Annotated in this window: 17 protein-coding genes and 1 tRNA gene; 6 read left to right on the top strand and 12 right to left on the bottom strand. The window is 69.2% G+C overall.

Annotated elements, in window-relative coordinates; all coding sequences use genetic code 11:
* Positions 1-23: 23 nt before the first annotated feature.
* From AC1RRW_RS02295 to AC1RRW_RS02285, 3 genes are all read right to left on the bottom strand, one after another.
* Entirely contained in the window at positions 24-791 is a 768-nt protein-coding gene (locus tag AC1RRW_RS02295) for an SDR family NAD(P)-dependent oxidoreductase (RefSeq protein WP_492898785.1), read from the bottom strand.
* A gap of 18 nt (positions 792-809) precedes the next feature.
* Positions 810-1,595, bottom strand: coding sequence for an SDR family oxidoreductase (locus AC1RRW_RS02290; protein WP_492898783.1), 786 nt, complete (start codon positions 1,593-1,595; stop codon positions 810-812).
* A gap of 264 nt (positions 1,596-1,859) precedes the next feature.
* A tRNA-Ala gene (locus AC1RRW_RS02285) sits at positions 1,860-1,935 on the bottom strand.
* Positions 1,936-2,048: 113 nt separating this feature from the next.
* Between AC1RRW_RS02285 and AC1RRW_RS02280 the strand changes: the two genes are divergently transcribed.
* From AC1RRW_RS02280 to AC1RRW_RS02270, 3 genes are all read left to right on the top strand, one after another.
* Positions 2,049-2,339, top strand: a complete 291-nt coding sequence (locus AC1RRW_RS02280) for a YggT family protein (protein WP_492898781.1) — start codon at positions 2,049-2,051, stop codon at positions 2,337-2,339.
* 79 nt (positions 2,340-2,418) lie between these two features.
* Complete coding sequence (locus tag AC1RRW_RS02275; protein WP_492898779.1) at positions 2,419-3,132, top strand: carbonic anhydrase; 714 nt, start codon at positions 2,419-2,421, stop codon at positions 3,130-3,132.
* A 122-nt stretch (positions 3,133-3,254) separates the two neighbouring features.
* The gene (locus tag AC1RRW_RS02270; RefSeq protein WP_492898777.1) at positions 3,255-3,914 is read left to right on the top strand and encodes a cold-shock protein; all 660 of its coding nucleotides are present in this window, start codon (positions 3,255-3,257) and stop codon (positions 3,912-3,914) included.
* A 69-nt stretch (positions 3,915-3,983) separates the two neighbouring features.
* Here the strand turns inward: AC1RRW_RS02270 and AC1RRW_RS02265 are convergent, their stop codons facing one another.
* The 7 genes from AC1RRW_RS02265 to AC1RRW_RS02235 all read right to left on the bottom strand — a co-directional run bounded on the left by AC1RRW_RS02265 (position 3,984) and on the right by AC1RRW_RS02235 (position 9,467).
* On the bottom strand, positions 3,984-4,526 hold the full coding sequence (locus tag AC1RRW_RS02265; RefSeq protein WP_492898775.1) for an MOSC domain-containing protein: 543 nt from the start codon (positions 4,524-4,526) through the stop codon (positions 3,984-3,986).
* Between the two features lie 67 nt (positions 4,527-4,593).
* Positions 4,594-4,776 (bottom strand): hemin uptake protein HemP, encoded by a 183-nt coding sequence (gene hemP / locus AC1RRW_RS02260; protein ID WP_492898773.1) that lies wholly within the window; start codon positions 4,774-4,776, stop codon positions 4,594-4,596.
* Positions 4,777-5,090: 314 nt separating this feature from the next.
* The gene (gene bfr / locus AC1RRW_RS02255) at positions 5,091-5,576 is read right to left on the bottom strand and encodes a bacterioferritin (protein ID WP_492898771.1); all 486 of its coding nucleotides are present in this window, start codon (positions 5,574-5,576) and stop codon (positions 5,091-5,093) included.
* Between the two features lie 114 nt (positions 5,577-5,690).
* Positions 5,691-5,978 (bottom strand): (2Fe-2S)-binding protein, encoded by a 288-nt coding sequence (locus AC1RRW_RS02250; protein ID WP_492898769.1) that lies wholly within the window; start codon positions 5,976-5,978, stop codon positions 5,691-5,693.
* The gene (gene irrA / locus AC1RRW_RS02245) at positions 5,975-6,523 is read right to left on the bottom strand and encodes an iron response transcriptional regulator IrrA (protein ID WP_492898767.1); all 549 of its coding nucleotides are present in this window, start codon (positions 6,521-6,523) and stop codon (positions 5,975-5,977) included. The genes AC1RRW_RS02250 and irrA overlap by 4 nt, the downstream gene beginning before the upstream one ends.
* A 151-nt stretch (positions 6,524-6,674) precedes the next feature.
* Entirely contained in the window at positions 6,675-8,258 is a 1,584-nt protein-coding gene (locus AC1RRW_RS02240; RefSeq protein WP_492898765.1) for a DHA2 family efflux MFS transporter permease subunit, read from the bottom strand.
* A gap of 24 nt (positions 8,259-8,282) precedes the next feature.
* Positions 8,283-9,467, bottom strand: coding sequence for an HlyD family secretion protein (locus AC1RRW_RS02235; protein ID WP_492898763.1), 1,185 nt, complete (start codon positions 9,465-9,467; stop codon positions 8,283-8,285).
* A 140-nt stretch (positions 9,468-9,607) separates the two neighbouring features.
* Between AC1RRW_RS02235 and AC1RRW_RS02230 the strand changes: the two genes are divergently transcribed.
* On the top strand, positions 9,608-10,288 hold the full coding sequence (locus tag AC1RRW_RS02230; RefSeq protein ID WP_492898761.1) for a TetR/AcrR family transcriptional regulator: 681 nt from the start codon (positions 9,608-9,610) through the stop codon (positions 10,286-10,288).
* A 192-nt stretch (positions 10,289-10,480) separates the two neighbouring features.
* Positions 10,481-11,452, top strand: a complete 972-nt coding sequence (locus tag AC1RRW_RS02225; RefSeq protein ID WP_492898759.1) for a D-2-hydroxyacid dehydrogenase — start codon at positions 10,481-10,483, stop codon at positions 11,450-11,452.
* On the opposite strand, the gene AC1RRW_RS02220 is transcribed toward AC1RRW_RS02225, so the two are convergent.
* Positions 11,453-12,313, bottom strand: a complete 861-nt coding sequence (locus AC1RRW_RS02220) for a methyl-accepting chemotaxis protein (protein WP_492898757.1) — start codon at positions 12,311-12,313, stop codon at positions 11,453-11,455.
* Positions 12,314-12,560: 247 nt separating this feature from the next.
* Between AC1RRW_RS02220 and AC1RRW_RS02215 the strand changes: the two genes are divergently transcribed.
* Positions 12,561-16,310, top strand: coding sequence for an autotransporter domain-containing protein (locus AC1RRW_RS02215; protein ID WP_492898755.1), 3,750 nt, complete (start codon positions 12,561-12,563; stop codon positions 16,308-16,310).
* A gap of 151 nt (positions 16,311-16,461) precedes the next feature.
* Here AC1RRW_RS02215 and AC1RRW_RS02210 read toward each other — a convergent pair whose 3' ends face one another.
* Positions 16,462-16,953 carry a hypothetical protein gene (locus AC1RRW_RS02210; RefSeq protein ID WP_492898753.1) on the bottom strand — a complete coding sequence of 164 codons (492 nt, stop codon included), beginning with the start codon at positions 16,951-16,953 and terminating at the stop codon, positions 16,462-16,464.
* Positions 16,954-16,989 lie beyond the last annotated feature (36 nt).

Here is a 16,989-nt window from a genome sequence, read left to right as displayed (position 1 = left end):
TGCCGTCCTGTCCGCAACGCGGATCAGTCGTTCCAGAGGCCGCCGGTGATGTTGATGGTCTCGCCAGTGATGTAGCTCGCCTGCTCCGAGGCCAGGAAGGCGACGGCCTTGGCGATGTCGTCGGGAAAGCCAAGCCGCCGCAGCGGGATGGCCTGCGCCCGCTCATAGGCGTCGGGCAGGCCTTCGGCCTTGCGCTTGATCTCGGATTCGTCGCGCATCCTGGTGTCGACGATGAGGCCGGGACCGACCGCGTTGACCCGCACGCCATGCTCGCCCAGCTCGGCCGCCAGCGACTGGGTCGCGCCGATGATGGCGAATTTCGAGGCGCAATAAGCGCCGTAGGAGGCGACGCCCGACTTGCCCATCCAGGAGGCGATGTTGACGATCGCGCCCGTGCGCCGCTCGACCATCTCGGGCGCCACAGCGCGGATCATGTGGAACATGCCGTCGACATTTACCGCGAAATGCGCCTTCCAGTCGGCCTCGCTGGTCTCCAGCAGCTTGCCGACCTTCAGGATGCCGGCATTGTTGACCAGGATGTCGATCGGGCCGAGCGCGGCGCGCAATGTCGCCACGGCGACCGCGACCTGCGCGGCCGAGGACACGTCGGCGCCCGCCGTCGCGACCGTGCCGCCATCCTTGCGCAGGCTCGCGGCCGTCGCCTCGGCCGCCGGGTCGAGGTCGAGGATGCCGACGGCGCAGCCTTCCGCCAGCAGCCGCGCCGCGATCGCCTTGCCGATGCCGTGCGCCGCGCCGGTGACGATCGCCTTTTGCCCTCCGAGCCCATACATGCCGCTCGGTCCCTTTCGTCAGCTCTTGCTTTTGGCCTTGCGGTCGCCCTGAGCGGTCCAACCGCCATCGACCACCATCACCGTGCCGGTGCAGAAGGAGGCGTCGTCGCTGGCGAGCCACAGCATCGCCTGCGCGATCTCGACCGGTCGGCCCATGCGGCCCATCGCCTGGCGCTCCTCCAGACCGCGCCGCAACTCGGCCGCGCCCGGCGCCTTCAGGATCTCGGCAAAATAGGGCGATTCGATCGTGCCCGGCGCGACCGCGTTGATGCGGACGCCGGCCTCGACATGGTCGATCGCCATCGCCCGCGTCAGCGCCGCGACCGCGCCCTTGGAGGCGACATAGGCCGCGCGGTCATGGATCCCGATATTGGCGGCGGCGGAAGCCGTGTTGACGATGGCGCCGCCGCCCTGACGCTGCATCACCGGAATCGCGTGCTTGCAGCCGAAGAAGACGCCCTTGACGTTGACCGCCATCAGCGCGTCCCAGTCGGCCTCGGATGTCGTGACGACCGTGCCGGCGAAGCCGTAGCCGGCATTGTTGACCAGGATGTCGAGCCGGCCGTGGGCGGAGACGGTCGCCTCGACCATGGCCGCGACCTCGGCTTCGCGCGACACGTCGACCGTTCGGGCCGTCGCCTTGCCGCCAGCCGCCCCAATTTCGGCCGCGACCGCGTCCGCAGCCGCCGCATGGCGGTCGGCGACGACGACCGTCGCGCCCTCGGCGGCGAACAGCTTCGCCGCCTGGTGCCCGATGCCGGAGCCAGCCCCGGTGACGATCGCGATCTTGCCCGCCAGTTTCATCGCGCCTGCCAGAATTCGAGTGTCGCCGCGATATCGTGCTGATATATCTTAATTATTGGAGCAAAGCCAGCCGAAATGGCCTGATTGCATCGCTGCGGCCAAGTAGCGCCATGCTGATATATTCTGGAGATGCGCGAGCCGCTTTTCATGCGCCCGAGGCTGGTCGGCCATCCGGCCTTGAGATGAGGACGCTCCGGCGCGTCCGGCATCGCCCCGGCGGCTGCGCCATTCGGCGGCGGAGAACGTTCAACGTCGGGAGAACCTTGGTGGAGCTGAGGGGATTCGAACCCCTGACCTCTGCAGTGCGATTGCAGCGCTCTCCCATCTGAGCTACAGCCCCAAGGCGCTGGCCTTCTAGGCCGTGCGTCGCGTGAATGTCAATCGCCTGCGCTGTTCGCGCGGCACGCGGCCCGGCCTCGTCCGTGCGGCGAAACCCCGACCAGAGGAATACCGATGCGTGCCGTTCTCGATGTGGTGATGCTCGCCTTGCAGCTCTATGTCTGGGTCCTCATCGTGTCCGCCATTCTGAGCTGGCTGATCGCCTTCAACGTGGTCAACACGCGCAACCAGTTCGTGGCGACGGTTTGGGACATGCTCTATCGCATCACCGAGCCGGCGCTCCGCCCGATCCGCAACATGCTGCCCAATCTCGGCGGCATCGATGTCTCGCCGATCATCCTGCTGCTGCTGATCTTCTTCGTCCAGAGCGTGATCACGCGCTACATCTATCCCAACGTGTTCTAAATCCGGGCCAGCCGGCCGGTCGTGCCGCGGCGCGGCCGAGGCTTGACGAAATCGCGCCGCTCCTGTTCGACATAGCGCCATGGACACGAACGCCACGGACAAGCCGGCCGCCCCGTTTCCCGCGCGCCTGACCGAGGGCTATCGCGCCTTCCTCGACGACCGTTTCGACCGCGAGAAGAGCCGCTACGAGGAACTGGCCGACGGGCAGACGCCGAAGATCATGCTGATCGGCTGCTGCGATTCCCGCGTCTCGCCGGAGATTATCTTCGACGCGCGGCCGGGCGAGATGTTCGTCGCCAGGAACGTCGCCAACCTCGTGCCGCCCTTCTCGCCGGACGACCAGCTGCACGGCACCTCGGCCGCGCTCGAATATGCGGTCCAGGCGCTCAGGGTCGAGCATATCGTCGTGCTCGGCCATGGCCGCTGCGGCGGCATCCGCGCCTTCGCCGACGATGCGCAGGGCCCGCTCTCGTCCGGCGACTTCATCGGCAAGTGGATCACCCTGATCGGCCCCGCGGCGCAGCGCTCCGGCGGGCGCGGCCGTAACGAGGATCTCGACACCTATGTCGAGCGGCTCGCCTTCGCCTCGATCCAGCAGTCGCTCGCCAATCTGCGCAGCTTTCCTTGCGTCCAGATCCTCGAGGGCAAGGGCCGGCTGCAACTGCATGGGGCCTATTTCGCGGTCGCGACAGGGGTGCTGATGCTGCTCGATCCGGCCACGGGGCAGTTCGTGCCGGCGGTCGGCGAGATGCCGAGAAAGCTCCGGACGATCCGCTGCGACGAGCCCGGCTGAGCGGTCGGACAGCCTTGGCGGAAGCGGCCCGCGCCGCGATAATTTCCTGCGCCGCCCCCGATGACGGAACGGCGGGCTTGCGCTAGATTGCGTCCTTCCGATCACCGCATCCTTGAAGCTCCATGTTCGACCGTCGCAAGCCGCCCGCCGCCCAGCCCTTCGTCACGCACGAAAACATCGAAGCCAAGGTCAAATGGTTCGACCCCGAAAAGGGGTTCGGCTTCGCCTCGCCGGCCGACGGCTCGGGCGACGTGTTCCTGCACATCTCCGCCATCGGCCCGCTCGACCAGCAGGATCTGCAGCCCGGCGCGACGATCATCGCCGATCTCGGCGAGGGCCGGCGCGGCCTGCAGGTCGTCGCCGTCCACGAGATCGACGCATCGACCGCGCAGGCACCCGCGCCGCGCGGCGAGCGGGCGCCGCGCCCGTTCTCGCCCCGTCCGCCGCGCGATGATTTCGGCGGCGGCGATCGCGGCTATGGCGGCGGCGACCGGGGCGGCTATGGCGGGGGGGGCGGCTATTCCGACCGCGGCGAGCGTGGCGGCTTCGGCGGTCGCGACAGCGGCCCGATGGAAGGCCCGTTCGACGGCGCCGTGAAGTTCTTCAACTCGGAACGCGGCTTCGGCTTCATCGCGCCCGACAAGGGCGGGCCGGACGTGTTCCTGCACGTCTCCTCGCTCAGCCGCTCCGGGCTGCAGCCACCGATGGACGGTCAGCGCGTGCGCTTCTCGATCCGCGCCGGCAAGAAGGGTCCCGAAGCCGCCGATGTCAGCTACGTCTGACGCAGGCGCGCCGGCCGGGAACGATCGCCAGACCCGCCGCTCCGGCGGGTCTTTTCGTTCGTGGTCGCGTCAGACGCGCTCCAGCGCCCGGTGCGGCTGCGCCGGCAGCGTCACGTCGATGGCGTCGCCAGGACGCACCGGCCCGCCTTCGAGCACGATCGCCATGACGCCGGCCTTGCGGACGATCCTGCCATCCGCGTCGCGCCCGAGCACGGCGGCGAGCAGGCCCGGCCGGAACGCCTCGATCTGGGCGCAGGGGTTGCGCAGGCCGGTGATCTCGACCAGCGCCTCGCCGCCGAGGCGCAGTCGCGCGCCGGCCGGCAGCCGCAGCAGGTCGACCCCGCGCGTCAGGACGTTCTCGCCCATCTGGCCCGGCTCGATCGCAAAACCGGCGGCGACCAGTTCCTCGAAGAGTTCGGACTGGAGCAGATGGACCTGGCGCAGATTGGGCCGGGTCGGGTCGATCCTGACGCGAGAGCGGTGCCTGACCGTCTCGCCGCAATGGGCGTCGCCCTCGACGCCGAGCCCGGCCAAGAGGCGGATTTCGGCGCGGACCGGCTTGCTGAAGCCGTGGCCGGGATCGCGGCTCACCGAGACAATCTTCGCCGTCATCCGCCACCCTCGCGCCCGCGCCTCGATGGGCGGCTTCTGCCATGGCGGCGTCGGATTGGCGAGCGCGCTACTTCGTCAGGATCAGCCGCTCGCGCGCCGTGATCCGCAGGCGATAGGCCTCGCCGAGATGCATCAGCACGACCTCGCGGCCCTCGCCGAGCAGCTCCCGGACATCGACGACGGGGATCGCCGGCTGGCCGGCGGGCGGCGAGGTCTTTCCGGCAGGAGCGGCGGGCGGTGCGGCATTCATGAAAAGGGAATCCGGCGGCGGTGCCTGAACGAGGCCGTCAGCGTAGGCGCCGGTTCCACGGAACCGTTTGTTTGGAATAAAACCAAATCAAAACAGTTGCTTGACCAGCATATGACTTAGTCCCGACGGGGCGTTCCCGTCAATCGCTGAAAGCGGCTGCAAGGCCTCCCACTTCCGCCGCCCTCATCCCGAGGAGCGGAAGGCTGCGCCAGTTCGCACCGGAGACGTCTGGAGCATCCTTCGGGACGCGAACGAAAACGCCGGACCCATGGGGCCCGGCGCGAAAGCCGTTCATAGCGTCAGCAGAAGAAGGCTCAGTGGCCTTCGTCGAGATGTCCGACGTGCTTCTGGGTGTAGAGTTCCAGTCCGATGCGGCCGATCAGCTCGAGCTGCGTCTCGAGGAAGTCGATATGGCCTTCCTCATCCTTCATCAGCGCCTTGAACAGATCCTCGGACGGATAGTCGCCGACCTCGCGGCAATAGCTGGCCGCTTCCTGATACAGCGCGCGCGCCTCGACCTCGGCCTTGAGATCGCATTCGATGATTTCCTTGACGTTCTCGCCGATGCGCAGCGCATCGAGCGTCTGCATGTTCGGAAAGCCTTCGAGGAAGAGGATGCGGTCGGTGAAGCGGTCGGCATGGACCATCTCCTCGATCGATTCCTTGCGCCAGGTCTTGGCCATCTCCTTCAGGCCCCAATTGTCGAGGATCCGGTAATGGAGCCAGTACTGGCTGATCGCGGTGAGCTCCGAGCGAAGCCCCTTGTTGAGATATTCGATGACCTTCTTGTCACCCTTCATGGCGGCTCTCCTCGCGGCGCTACATTAGAATGATCCTAATGTAGAGGCGGATGCAGCGGAAGGAAAGACCGAAATGCGTCGGCGGCGCGGTTTTCTCGCGCGGGCGAGAGAGGCTCAGGCGGCGACGCGCTCGCCCGCGATCTCGACGCAGTCCATCATGTGCCCGACCTGGACATGGACCGCGCATTCGATGTCGCGGCTGGCGCAGGAGCCGCACTGGCTGGCGCAGGCGGCGCGCGCCTCGGCGAGGATCGAGCGCACGGCGCGGGCGCAGCGGCCGCAATCCGGGCTGTAGCCGAGACAGTCATAGGCTTGGCCGGCCGTGGCCGGGCCGCTGCCGTCGGGGGCGACCATGCCCTTGATCTGGCTGCAGGAGATGACGTTGCAGGAGCAGACGATCACGAATGCCGGGTCCCGACGCGCATCTGCGTCTCCTCGCCGTCGGCGCGGCGCAGCCGGACGATCACCTCGACCGAGGAGATCTCCATGCCGTCGGGCGCGTCGGGCAGGCCCGCGACCTGGATCGTCGAGCCGGGGATGTCGACGACGGTCTCGTCCTCCTCATTGTAGAAGTGATGGTGCTCGGAGACGTTGGTGTCGAAGAAGGTCTTCGGGCCGGAGACCGAGACCTGGCGCAGCAGGCCTGCTTCCGAGAACTGGCGCAGCGTGTTGTAGACGGTGGCGAGCGAAAGCGGCTCGCGGGCGCGGATCGCCTCCTCGTAGAGCATCTCGGCAGAAACATGGCGGTCGCCCTTGGCGAAGAGCAGCCAGCCCAGCGCCATGCGCTGGCGGGTGGGCCTGAGCCCGGCGGTGCGCAGGCGGGCCTTCACCGCGCCGATCGGGCAGGAGGCAGGACTCTTCTGCGGCCACGGGATATGGTCCGCCTGGATGCGGGGCTGGCCCGAATCCTTCGCGAGCGAGATATCCTTCAGGGGTGAAACGCTCATCGCAAACGCCTTCCGACACTGCCGATTGCCCGGCCACGTAGTTTAGAAAACATCTAAACTACTGATATTGTTGTTATATTTGTCGGATCGGGCGGGGGATGTCAAATGCCATGGCTGCGACATCGGGTCCATGTCGGCGCATGACGCGCCGTCAGTGCCCGGAACCGTCGGGCGCCGCGGCCGGCGGCTTGCGCATGAACAGCGCCAGCAGGACGAGGCTGGCGAAGACCACGGTCAGCCCAAGGAAGACATCGCCGAAGGCCATGACCAGCGCCTGCTTGTGGACGCGCTGGTTGATCAGGGCGAGCGCCATCTGCCGGGCGGCGTCTCCGACATCCGAAAAACGCTGGACGGTGGTGGCGATCGCCTCCTCGGCGACCTGTCTTCCGGCCGCGACCGCCTCGTGCAGGCGGGTGATGTGCAGGTCCGCGCGGGCGTTGAGCATGGTGTTGATCAAAGCGAGGCCGACCGCGCCGCCGAGGTTGCGCGTCAGGTTGTAGAGGCCGGACGCATTCTTCAACTGGGCCGGGGGCAGCGTGCCGAGCGCCAGGTTGTTGATCGGGACCATGCACAGCATCAGCGAGACGCCGCGCAGGATCTGCGGGATCAGCAGCTCGTAAAAGTCCCAGTCGGTGGTGATGGCACGGGCGAGATAGGTGCCGAGCGAGAAGCCGCCGAAGCCGATCATCATCATGATGCGCGGGTCGAGCTTGCGCGAAAGGAAGCCCGCGACGGGGGCCGTCAGGAACATGCAGAGGCCCGTGACGAACATCGTCTCGCCGATCTGCAGCGCGTCGTAGCCGCGGATGCGCCCGAGATAGACAGGATAGAGGTAGGTCAGCCCGTAGAGCCCGATACCCATTGTGAAGGAGAACAGCGAGCCGAAGGCGAAGTTGCGGTCCCGGAAGGCGTAGAGGTCGACCAGCGGATCGTCGCGGGTCAAGGCCCGCCAGAAGAACAAAATCGCGCCGAGGATCATCAGACCGGTGAAGGCGACGATCTCGTGGCTGTCGAACCATTCGAGCCGCGTGCCTTCCTCCAGCACATATTCGAGGCTGCCGAGGAAGGCCGCCATGCCGGCCAGCCCCCACCAGTCGAAGCGCCTGAGCAGCCCGGGTTGCGGCTTGTCGAAGTCGATCAGCATCCAGGCCGCGACAGAGACGCAGATGCCCGGCACGACATTGACGAGGAAGAGCCAGTGCCACGAGAAGGCGCTGCTGAGATAGCCGCCGACCGTCGGGCCGATGGTGGGGGCCAGCGTCGCGACGAGCCCGATGATCGGCGAGACGATCGGCCGTTTCGAGGCCGGGAAGATGGTGAAGGCGGCCGCGAAGACGCCCGGGATCATGCCGCCGCCGATGAAGCCCTGCACGGCGCGCCACAGGATCATCTCGTTGATCGAGGAGGCCTGTGCGCAGAGCATGCTGGCGACGGTGAAGCCCGCCGCCGCGATCGCGAAGAAAACCCGCGTCGAGAGCGCCCGGCTGAGATAGCCGGAGAGCGGGATCATGATCACTTCGGCGATCAGATAGGCGGTCTGGACCCAGGCGATCTCGTCCGACGACGCCGACAGGCCGGCCTGGATCTCGGCCAGCGAGGCCGAGACGATCTGAATGTCCAGGATCGCCATGAACATGCCGAAGACCATCGCGACGAAGGCGAAGATGCGCCTCGCCGGAATGGCGTCCTCGGCCGGAGGGACTCCCGCCGCGCTGGTCAGGTTCGCGGTGGCCATGGCGGCCTGCCTTTCAGGACGGGATCAGCGTTCGCCCGCCGGGCGCGGGTCGATCCTCACGACGACCGACATGCCGGGGCGCAGGACGTGCTTGGCGGCCGACCCGGGCGCGAGCGCGATGCGCACCGGCACGCGCTGGACGATCTTGGTGAAGTTGCCGGTGGCGTTGTCGGGCGGCAGCAGCGTGAAGACCGAGCCGGTGCCGCCACTGATGCCGCTGACCGAGCCCTCGAGGATCTGGCCGGGCAGCGCGTCGACGGTGATCTTCGCCTTGTCGCCGATCTTCAGCGCACCGACCTGCGTCTCCTTGAAATTGGCGTCGACATAGACCTTGTCGAGCGGGACGATCGACATCAGGCGCTTTCCCGCGCTGACGAGGTCGCCGAGCTGGACATTGGTGTTGGCGATCAGCCCGTCGATGGGCGCGGCGACCCTGGTGAAGCTCAGGTCGCGAGCCGCCTTCTCCTCGGCGATCCTGAGTTCGTCGCCCTGGCGGGCCGCCTCGTTGCGCTGCGCCTTAAGCACCTCGATGCTGGCGGCCGCCGCCGCGACGCCGGCTTCGGCGCTGCCGAGCGCGGCCCTGGCCTGGTCGCGCGCCGCGGTCGCGGCATCGAGCGTCGCCTGCGAGCCATAGGATTTGGCGGCGAGGCTGCTGGCCCGGTCGTAATCGGCCAGCGTCCGGGTCACGCCGGCCTTCGCCGACACGGCCTGCGCCCGCGCCTGTTCAAGACTGGCGCGGCCGGCCTCGATCTGGCTGTCGATGCGGGCGAGCGTCGCCTGCGCGGTCGCGCTTTTGGCGCGGGCGCTCTCGAGCGCGATGCGCCAGTCGCCGTCGTCGAGCGCGACGAGCGGCTGGCCGGCCCTGACCTCCTGGTTCTGCGTCACGGAGATGGCCGCGATATTGGCGGCGAGCTTGGCCGAGATCGTCGCCATCTCGGCGCCGACATAGGCGTCGTCGGTCGAGACGATGAAGCGCCCGGTCCGCCACCAGTCGAGCCCGTACCAGCCGCCGATGCCGATCGCGGCGGCGGCGAGCAGCGGCAGCCCGGCGCGGCGTGCGAATTTGCGTGGGGGCTTGGCCCGGTTGTCGACCGGGTCGGCCGGCGCGTCCCCGTTGCGGCGGGCTTCCGCCGGCGGCGCGGCGTCGAGGCCGGCTTCGACCAGCCTCAGCCGGTCGCGGCGCTTGTCGGTGAGGGTTTCGGCGGACATGATCGGTCCTCGCAACGTCAATTCGAACTGTCTGGTTCGATCGCTATTGAAATAGCGCGCGGGCCGATGCATATCAAGGTCAAATCGAACCGTCCGGTTCGATTATTCGCATTGCAGCCATGCGACAGGGTCACGAGGACATGAGCGACACAACCGAGCCGATCGCGAAGGCGACGTCCCGCAACCGGCGGGTCGCGGGGACCGACCCCGACAAGCGCCGCCAGATCCTCGACGGCGCGCTCTGCGTCTTCACCGCGCGCGGCTTCGACGCGGCCAGCATGAGCGACATCGCCGCCGTCGCGAACGTCTCGAAAGGCACGCTCTACGTCTATTTCGAGGACAAGGAGCATCTCTTCGTCGCGCTGATCGAGCGCGAGCGCGAGGCGCAGCGTCGCGGCGCCTTCGATGCTCTGAACGACGACCCCGACCTCGCCCATGCCTTGCAGGGCTTCGGCGAGGGTCTGGTCAGGCTTCTTGCGGGCGATTTCGCGGTCAGCGCGCATCGCATCGTGCTCGGCGTCGCCGAGCGCATGCCCGATCTCGGCAAGGAATTCTACGAGCGCGGGCCGATGCAGGGCGCGCAGCGCCTGGCCGCCTATCTCGCCCGCAAGACGGAGAGCGGCCTGCTGGCGATCGAGGATCACGAACTCGCCGCGGCGCAGTTCCTCGATCTGTGCCAGTCGACGCTGATCAGGCCGCGCCTGTTCAATGCCGACCGCCGGCCGCCGGCTGAGGCGGACATAAGGCGTGTGGTGGCGTCGGCGGTCGAGCTGTTCCTGGCGCGCTACGCGACCGGGGCGGGGCGCGTTGCAGGGCGCTGACGGCGTTGCCGGAGCGACTGTGTTCAGCCTGCGCATGAACCACCGCCGTCACCCGGACGCAGCGAATCGGAGCTCCGGGTCCATCATGGAGCGCCGTCGCGGCTTGCGATGGATCCCGGGACGAGGAGAGTTTCATTGCGAAATCAGCATGTTCCAGCATCATCACCCGACCAGCCTTCGAGGACACGGCATATGCCCAGCCTGCCACCTGAATCCGAGCTGACCATCGGCTTCGCCCATGCCGCCTATCAATTGCAGACCGAATTTCTGACGCGCGGGCGCTCGGCCAAGAGCTTCGAGGCGCGCAGCCTCGACGAGCTCAAGGCGCGCGCGGCCGAGGCCGATGTGCTTGTGCTCTCGGGGCTCTGGCGCAACGAACTGATCGCCTCGTCGCCGCGTCTGCGCTTCATCCAGTCGGTCAGCGCCGGCGCCGACCAGTACGACAAGGCGGCGCTGGCGGCGGCCGGCATCCGGCTCGCGAGCGCGCAAGGCGCGAACGAGCGGGCGGTCGCCGAGCACGCCATGGCGCTGATCCTGTCGCTGACCCGCCAGATCCATCTCGCCCGCGACAACCAGACGGCGAAACACTGGCGGCCGATGATCGGCGACCGTGGACGGCGAGAGGACGAGCTCGGCGGCAAGACGCTGGTCATCGTGGGCTTGGGCCGGATCGGCCAACGGCTTGCGAAGCTCGCCTCCGCTTTCGACCTGCGCATCGTCGGCGTGCGCCGCCAGCCCGGCACGATCGCGGGCGCGGACGAGATCGTCCGTCCCGATCGGCTGCACGAAGCGCTGGCGAGCGCCGACATCGTCGCGCTGACCTGCCCGCTGACGCCGGAGACCGAAGGGCTGATCGATGCGGCGGCGCTTGCCGCGATGAAGCCGGCCGCGCTGCTGGTCAACGTGGCGCGCGGAAAAGTCGTCGACGAGGCGGCGCTGATAGCGGCGCTGCAGGCCGGCGCGATCGCAGGCGCCGGGCTTGACGTCACGGTCGAGGAGCCGCTGCCGGCCGCGTCCCCGCTTTGGACCATGCCGCAGGTGATCGTGACGCCGCACAGCGCAGGCGAGACGCGGGCCTACGAGACGAACGTCGTCGACCTCCTGATCGAGAACCTCGACCGGCTGGGGCGCGGCGAGACGAGCTTGCGCAACGGCATCGTCTGATCAGGCCGCCGCGCGCAGCGGCGCGCTTGCGCCGGGCTCGGTCCTGAAGGTCGCGACGAGGGTGTTGAGGCGGCCGATCTGATGCGACAGGGCCGTCGCCGAGGCGGCGCTTTCCTCGGCGAGCGCCGCGTTCGCCTGCGTCATCTCGTCCATATTCGCCACGGTCTGGCTCATCTCGTCGATGCCGTTGGCCTGTTCGGCCGCTGCCGCGGCGATCTCGGAGACGGCGCCGGCCAGCGTGCCCGAGGCGGCGACGATCTGCTGCAGCGCCTCGCCAGCGGAATGGACGAGCGCCACGCCCTGCGCGACCTCCTGCCCGGAGGCGCCGATCAGGCCCTTGATGTCCCTGGCCGCCTCGCCCGAGCGCTGCGCCAGCGTGCGGACCTCGCTCGCCACCACGGCAAAGCCCTTGCCGGCGTCGCCGGCCCTCGCCGCCTCGACCGCCGCGTTCAGCGCCAGGAGGTTGGTCTGGAAGGCGATCTCGTCGATCACCGAGGTGATGTCGGAGATCCTGCGGCTCGACTGCTCGATCCGCGCCATCGCCTCGACGGCCTGCGTCACGATCGCGCCGCCCCTCTCGGCGACGCGCGTCGCCTCGCCGGCGAGCGCGACGCCGCGCTGCGACGAGCCGGCGCTCGCCTTGACCGAGGCCGCGAGCTGCTCGGTCGTCGCGGCGGTCTCCTCGAGCGAACTCGCCTGCTCCTCGGTGCGCTTCGACAGGTCGTCGGCGCCGGTGGTGATCTCGCGGGCGGACGCGCCGACCTCGCTCGCCGTCACCTGGATGGTCGAGACGGTTTCGGCCAGCCGCGCGACGGTTTCGTTGATCGCCTGCTTGAGTTCGCCGAAGCTGCCGCGGAACAATGTGATTGTCTGGCTAAGATTCGGTTTACGCCAGATGTCCCAAGGTTAATTCCTGAGCATCGTGCCTGTCCGTCGAGCTATAGGCTGCCGGATACAGCGCTCTTCGCGGATAACGATATGGGTCGACGCCGTTCGGCTCGCCGCGCGCACGCGCGTCATCGCGCCCGCGTCGCGCGCTGTGAACGGCCATCTATGTGCCGACCTTCGTCCTTGGCTTAATATCGCGTTAATTCGGGGGTGCCGTCGCGTGGGTCGGATTGTTGACAGAGGCCGTCCGGGCGGACGGTCGCATCTGCTGGCTGTGCTGCTCGCCGGCGCGATGCTGGGGTCCGCTCTGCCCAGCCAGGCCCAGGTCGTCTATCCCGACGGCTCCAATCTGGGTCCGCTGCTCCTGCTGAACACGACCGAGCTGAGCGTGCCCGTCGGGACGGCGACGCAAGGCGGCGCGGTCACGGAAGCAGGCCCCGGCTTCGGCGTCGTCAAGACCGGGGTCGGCATGCTGATCCTGGCCAGTTCCAGCAACTCCTATTCCGGCGGCACGACGATCAGCCAAGGCGCCATCTCCGTCGCCGACGACGCCAATCTCGGCGATGCCGCCGGCGGCCTGGCCTTCGGCGGCGGCACGCTGATCACGACCGGCAGCTTCGCCTCGGCCCGCGCGATCACGCTCGACGCCGGCGGCGGCACGATCGACACGCAAAGCAACATGCTGACGCTGACCGGCGCCATCGGCGGGGCCGGCGGGCTGACCAAGACCGGGCAGGGCGACCTCGTGCTGGGAGGCGCCGGGACGAGCAACGCGACCTATGGCGGCGTGACGACGATCGCCGCGGGCCGTCTGCTTGCCGACGACATGTTCGGTTCGCTCTCTCCAAACTCCCTGCATGATGTCGCGGCCGGGGCGACCTTGCGCATCACCGACAATGTCGTCTTCGCCGATGTCGGCCTGCTCTCCGGCGCGGGCAAGGTCGAGATCCGCGGCTCGGCCACGCTCTCGACCGGCAACATCGCGGGCACGGCCGTTTTCTCCGGCATCATCGAGGGCGCGAGCGGCGCCGGCAGCCTGCAGATCTTCGGGCCGGGCACGCAGATCCTGACCGGGACAGGCAGCGCGCTCGGCGGCGACATCCAGATCTGCAGCTGTTCGTCCGGGGCGCTGATCCTGCGGGGCGGCAGCCTCTCCGTCGCCGGCAACATCGACGTGTCGAGCGGAACGCTGCGGGTCGAGCAGGGCGGAACGCTGACCGGCGGCACGACCGTACAGCTCGGCGGGACGCTCGTCGTCGACGGGGCGGGCACGAGCGCGACGCTCGGAAGTGTGCTGGCGCTCCTGCCCGGCGCCAACAGCGTGCTGACGGTTTCGGGCGGCGCGGCGCTGACGACCAACGGCGTCAGCCTCGACGCCTCGGCCGGCGGCTCGACGAGGGCGACGGTGACCGGGCCGAACTCGATCTGGACCGTCAACAGCGCGGGCGGCGTCTCGGTCGGCCTCGGCGGCAGCCGTCCGGCCAGCCTGGCGGTCGCGGATGGGGGCACGCTCGTCGCCAACCAGATCGCGATCGCGAGCAACGGCACGCTGCGGATCGGCCAGGGCGGGCTCGCCGGCACGGTCCGCCGCGCCGGCCCCGATCCGCTGACGATCCTCAACGACGGCGCGGTCGTCGCCGATTTCACAAACGCGGTGACGCTTTCGGCCAATATCGAGGAAAACGACCTGTCGCTGGCCGGCACGCTGACGAAGCGCGGCGCCGGCGTCCTGACCCTGACCGGAACGAACACCTATCGGGGCGACACCACGATCGAAGGCGGCGTGCTCAGCGTTTCCTCCAACGCCAATCTGGGCGGGCCGACCAGTGGGCTCGTGCTGAACGGCGGCCTGCTTCGCGTCACCGGCGCGGCCTTCACCCAAACCGCCCGCCCGATCGGATTAGGCGCGGCGGGGGGCGGCTTCGACATCGTCGACGCCGCCAACACCTTTACCGTCACGCAAGGCTTCAGCGGCGCGGGCGGGTTGACCAAGGCGGGCGCGGGCACGCTCCTCCTTGCCGGCCCGCACAGCTATTCAGGCGCGACCAGCGTCACCGGCGGCACGCTGCGGGCCGGCGCGGCCGGCGCGTTCTCGCCGAACTCGGCCTTCACGGTGGCGGCGGGCGCGACGCTCGCGCTGAACGGCTTCAGCCAGAGCATCGGCTCGCTGGAGGGCGCGGGCGCCGCCGCGATCGGCGCGACGACGCTGACCACCGGGAGCAACAACGCCTCGACGATCTTCTCCGGCGCGATCTCGGGCAGCGGCGGCCTGGTCAAGACCGGCTCGGGCACGCTCAGCCTGACCGGCGCGAGCCCCTTCACCGGCGCGACCAGCCTCACCGGCGGCATGCTCGTCGTCAACGGCTCGCTGGCCGGCTCGGTGGTGTCGGTCAATGGCGGCGTGCTCGGCGGCTCCGGCACGGTCGGCGGCATCAACGCGGTCTCCGGCGCGGTCGCGCCGGGCAATTCGATCGGCACGCTGAACGTCGCCGGGAACGTCGCCTTCGGACCCGGCTCGACCTATCAGGTCGAGGTCAACGCCGCCGGAGCGAGCGACCGCCTCAATGCCGCGGGCAGCGCGCTGCTGACCGGCGGACTCGTTCAGGTGCTGGCCGAGCAGGGCGACTACGCGCTCTCGACGCGCTACGTCATCCTGAGCGCGCAGGGCGGCGTCAGCGGAACCTTCGCCAGCCTGAGCAGCAATTTCGCCTTCCTGACGCCGACGCTGATCTATGGCGCCAATGACGTCGTGCTGACGCTGGCGCGCAACGATGTCGCGTTTGCGCCGAGTGCGCCCGGTGTGTCGGGCGGAGCAACGCGGTTCGTCGCGATCACCCGCAACCAGACCGGCGTCGGCCGGGCCGCCGAGGCGCTGGGGCCGGGCAACCGGGTCTATGACGCGCTGATCTCCTCGACCATCGCGGACGCGCGGGCCGGCTTCGACGCGCTCTCGGGCGAAGCGCATGCGCAGGGCGTCTCGGTCGCGATCGAGACCAGCCATCTCGTGCGCGAGGCGGTGCTGAACCGCCTGCGCGCGCCGTTCGAGACCAGCGCCTCGCTGGGCACGGCGCAGGGGGCCTTCAGCGCCGGCCTGCCGGGCCGCAAGGACGGCATGGCGCCGCCCGCGCCGCGGATCGACGGCCATCGCGTCACGCTCTGGGGCGAGGCGATCGGGGCTTCCGGTCGCAGCGACGGCGACGGCAACGCCGCCTCGCTGGCGCGGCGTGGCGGCGGCATGCTGGCGGGAGCGGAGCTTGAGTCGAACGGCGTGTCGCCCTGGCGCATCGGCGCGCTCGCCGGCTTCACCCGGGACAAATTCGATCTCGACGCGCGCCGCTCCAGCGGCGCCCAGGACGCGGTTCACGCGGCGCTCTACGGCGGGGCAAGGCTCGGCGCGTTCGACTTGCGCGCCGGCGCGGCTTATTCGTGGAACGAGACCGAGCTGACGCGGCAGGTGCTGCTGCGCGGCTTCTCCGACGTGCTGCGCCATGACGGCCAGGGTTCGACGCTGCAGGGCTTCGCCGAGATCGGCTACGGCCTGCGGATGGGCGCGGTCGCCTTCGAGCCCTTCGCCCAGCTCGCCTGGGTGCGTGTGCGCAGCGAGGCCGGCACGGAGCAGGGCGGGGCGGCGGCCTTGCGGGTCTCCGGATCGAGCCAGAACCTCGGCTTCAGCACGCTCGGGCTGCGCGCCGAGGCGCAGATCGGCGGCATGCCGCTGTTCGCGCGCGGCATGCTCGGCTGGCGGCACGCCTTTGGCGAGACCACGCCCAGCGCCCGGCTCGCCTTCGCCAGCGGCGGCGGCGCGTTCAACGTCTATGCCGCGCCGATCGCGCGCGAGGCGCTCGTCGCCGAGGCCGGCCTGTCATGGCGCGTCACGGGCATGACCAGCCTCGGCATCGCCTACAGCGCCGCGCTCGGCGACGGCCAGCGCGATCATGCGCTGAAAGGGCGTCTCGACGTACGCTTCTGAGCGCACTGATTTCGCACGGAAACATCTCCGTCATCCCGGACTTGCCCGGGCTCCATCATGGCGCGCCGCGGCGCCCTGCGATGGAACCCGGCTCGGCGCGGCTTCGCCGCTTCTCCGGGATGACGCGGTGATTTCGAGCAAGATCTCCCGATCAAGCGCGCGAGCCGCGCCACCAGCGCCTCACGGCCTCGCGGCGCTCGACGACGAAACGCCAGGCGGCGCTGGCCTTGACCCAGTCCAGCAGCGCCGTGCGCAGGCGCACGACATGCCCCATCGTCCAGGCGAGCCAGCCATAGCTGAGGAGCTGGGCGCGGCCGGCATGGTAGACGCGCTCGACGATCAGGAAGCTGGCGAGATAGGCAAGAGCGAGGACGAGGACGCCGAGCGCGAGTTGCCCGCGCGCGACGAACAGAAGGCCGGCGAGCTTGAGCGGCTCGGCGATGGCGAGCGGCAGGGCCAGCAGGACGAGCACCGCCAGGCGCGGCATCCGGGCTATGGCCGCCTCCATGCGGGCGACGAGGCGCAGGGACGCGATCCAGCGCGCCAGCGGCCGGTAGAGCGGCCGCGCCAGCTCGTCGAGCAGGATCAGCGCGGCGAGGATCGCCTCGACGAGAAAACGCAGCGCGCGCAGCGGCGGCGACAATGGACGCGGGCTTGGACGTGGCGGGTCTGGGCGTGG

The organism is Allobosea sp. GW821-FHT12C12 (assembly GCF_058807355.1).
This window is presented reverse-complemented; position numbering and strand designations above follow the sequence as displayed.